The 1,365-nt window shown below is 68.1% G+C and carries 1 protein-coding gene; it reads right to left on the reverse strand.

Features of this window, described 5'->3' with window-relative positions:
- Positions 1-67 precede the first annotated feature (67 nt).
- The gene (locus tag ACWDR7_RS13070; RefSeq protein ID WP_449855324.1) at positions 68-1,186 is read right to left on the reverse strand and encodes an integrase catalytic domain-containing protein; all 1,119 of its coding nucleotides are present in this window, start codon (positions 1,184-1,186) and stop codon (positions 68-70) included.
- Between the last annotated feature and the right edge of the window lie 179 nt (positions 1,187-1,365).

The raw sequence follows: 1,365 nt of genomic DNA on the forward strand, positions 1-1,365 counted from the left end.
CGTCTTGCCTCATGTCAATAGGTCCGGGAGCGGTTGACGCTTGCCTCACGCAAGAGGTCCGCGTAGCTCAGGCGGCGGGGCGGGTGCCTTGGGTGCGGGCGGCGGCGAGGTCGATGAGTTGCTGCTGGATGCGGGTGATGCGACGGGTGATCGCTGCCGGGTTCAGCTTCGCGTGCTCCTCGGCCAGTCGCTCGGCGGTGCGCTGGTCGAGCACGCCGGCGTCGAGGAGCCGCTGATACGGGGTTCTGGGCGTGTCGTAGACGCGCTTCTTACGCCCCGAGGTGGTGTGGGTCCAGCCGGTGGCCTTCACGCAGGGCAGCAGGTGGTTCTTCCGCTTCATCACCAGGGAGTGCAGCTCGTTGAGCAGGCGCAGCTCGTGTTCGGTCTCGTATCGGTAGCGAAACGCGTGCCGTCTCACCCAGTCGCCGTTGCGCTGCTCGACGTGGGCGTTGTCGTTGTGCTGGTAGGGGCGGCCCCTCGTGACGGGGATCTCCCGCTCGTCGCACCAGGCGATCACCGACCAGTTCAGGAACTCGGACCCGTTGTCGAAGTCCATCCCCGCGATCGGCACCGGGGAGGCCCGCCGCAGCCAGTCCATCCCGGCTCTGATGTTGACGTGCGCGTTGTTGCGGATCGCGCGGAGCAGCGTCCATCCGATCACCGGGTCCGTCGCGGTGAGCGTGCGCAGGTACTCGCCCTTGGTGGTGTGCCCGCAGTGCGCGACGGTGTCCAGCTCGTAGAACCCCGGCCCCGGCGGCAGCCCGTCCATCGCGGTGCGCACCGGGATCGACGAGCGCAGGATATGCGACGGGCGCGTCGTCGACAGGGCTCCCGGGTAACGGGCATCCCGGTGCGGCTTCAGATACCGGTCGATCGTCGCCGCGCTCATCGACCGCAGCTCATCCAGCACCCCCTCGGTCACGCGGGCGGCGACTCGGACGAGCTCGTTGAACCGCACCAGCCGTTCCAGAGTGTCATCCATGACCGCGGCCAGGTACTTCCCCGACGGCTGCCCCGACAGCGCCCACACCTCCTGCAACACCACCAGCGCGTCGTACGAGTACTTCCTCGGTCGCGGCTTGCGCTGCTGGTCACGGGCCGCGCCCTTGCGGGCGAGCGCGTTGCGGATCGCGCGACGGGCGTAGTCGCGATGCCAGCCCGTGGTCTCCACCAGCGCGTCCAGCAACCGACCCTTCTCCGCCCGCCCGGCCTTCGCATACTCGCGGGCGAACCTCTTCGTAATCTCACGGCGCGAAGCCATCGACAACTCCCTGCTCACATCGCCAGGGAACACGAATCGCTACGCGGACCTTCTTACGTGAGGCACACGCTGCCGCTCCCGGACCTTTTACGCGAGTCAAGTCG

Source organism: Microbacterium sp. NPDC003461 (assembly GCF_053588335.1).